Raw genomic sequence first — 1212 nt, 5'->3', positions numbered from 1 at the left:
CCCTGAATCCCGACGACAAGCTTGCCCTTCGCCTTGATCTCCGCCGGCGTGATCGCAAAAGCCGGCTGCATCACCGCAGCCGCACCTAGCAACGCCGCAGATGCAAGCAGAACATAGCGGCGGCTGAATCTCGTCTTGGACATCCTATCCCTCCTCTTTCGGCCGTCGCTAGGGCTTCGGCTCTCTTGTTTAAGTTGCCGCGTCAAAGGCGGCGTGGACGCATTTTACATCTAGCGATTTCGCTATCAACTGATAAAATTCGAATCATAGGATAATTTGATGGGGCGCTGGGTGACCTGCAGGCTAGATCACCGAAGGGGCTTGCCGTAGGGTCGGACCAAAGGACGCGTAATAATATGACAAATACCGTATCGGATACTTTGGGTGATGACGTCTCAACCGTCTCGACGGGCGAGCAGGCTTACGAGCGGATCCGGTCGGACATCATTTTTGGTCAGCTCCGTCCCGGCCAGCGGCTGACTTTGGAAAAACTGCGCTCGGTGTACGGCGTGGGCATCAGCACGCTTCGCGAGATCTTTAGCCGGCTGGCCCCGGAGGGGCTCGTGATCGCCGAAGGACAACGCGGTTTTCATGTGGCGCCCTGTTCGGCAGAAGACCTGAAGGAGATCGCTGAACTCAGGTTGCTCATCGAGAAGAATGCACTGGTGCAGTCTTTTCAAGCCGCCGACATGGAGTGGGAAGGCCGCGTCGTGGCGGCTCACCATAAGCTGGCGAGGATGGAAGCTGGCCTTCTCGCTGGCGACAACTCGCGGACGCAGCAATGGAAACGATACGATTGGGAGTTTCATCAGGCGCTTGTGTCGGCGTGCAGCTCGAAGGCGCTCCTCAATCTCCACTCCGGCATCTATGACAGGTACCTGCGATACCAGATGGTCTTCGTCATCTTCCGCGGCCAAGTCGCCGCAGATGAACACAGAGCCCTCCTGGCAAGCGCCTTGTCGCGAGATGCCGCCGAAGCACAGCAAGTGCTGGAGCGACACATCCAAGGCTGCGTCGATTTCGCGTTTCAGAACCGGTTGGTCTCTTAGTTCGCCAGCGTGCTCCAAATTCGGGCAGCTCCTTTGTCGACGGTTCAAGAGTGAGAGTTTTTTCGCGCGATCCATAAAGCGAAACGACAAAAATCGGTGCGAACATATTGATTACCTTCGGGGTGTCGCTGCGGTATTGATTACCTTCGGGGTGTCGCTGCGG

1 protein-coding gene is annotated in these 1212 nt (G+C 57.0%); it reads left to right on the top strand.

Going from position 1 to position 1212, the window contains the following annotated elements; translation table 11 throughout:
- The first annotated feature begins 356 nt into the window (after window positions 1-356).
- Window positions 357-1049: a GntR family transcriptional regulator gene (locus tag AC1DT3_RS21825; RefSeq protein WP_477467270.1), complete on the top strand. Its 693-nt coding sequence runs from the start codon at window positions 357-359 to the stop codon at window positions 1047-1049.
- Window positions 1050-1212 lie beyond the last annotated feature (163 nt).

The sequence above is a fragment of the Microvirga sp. P4_G7 genome, assembly GCF_056401005.1.
Note: the sequence above shows the minus strand (reverse complement) of the source record. Positions and strands in the feature narration are given on the sequence as shown.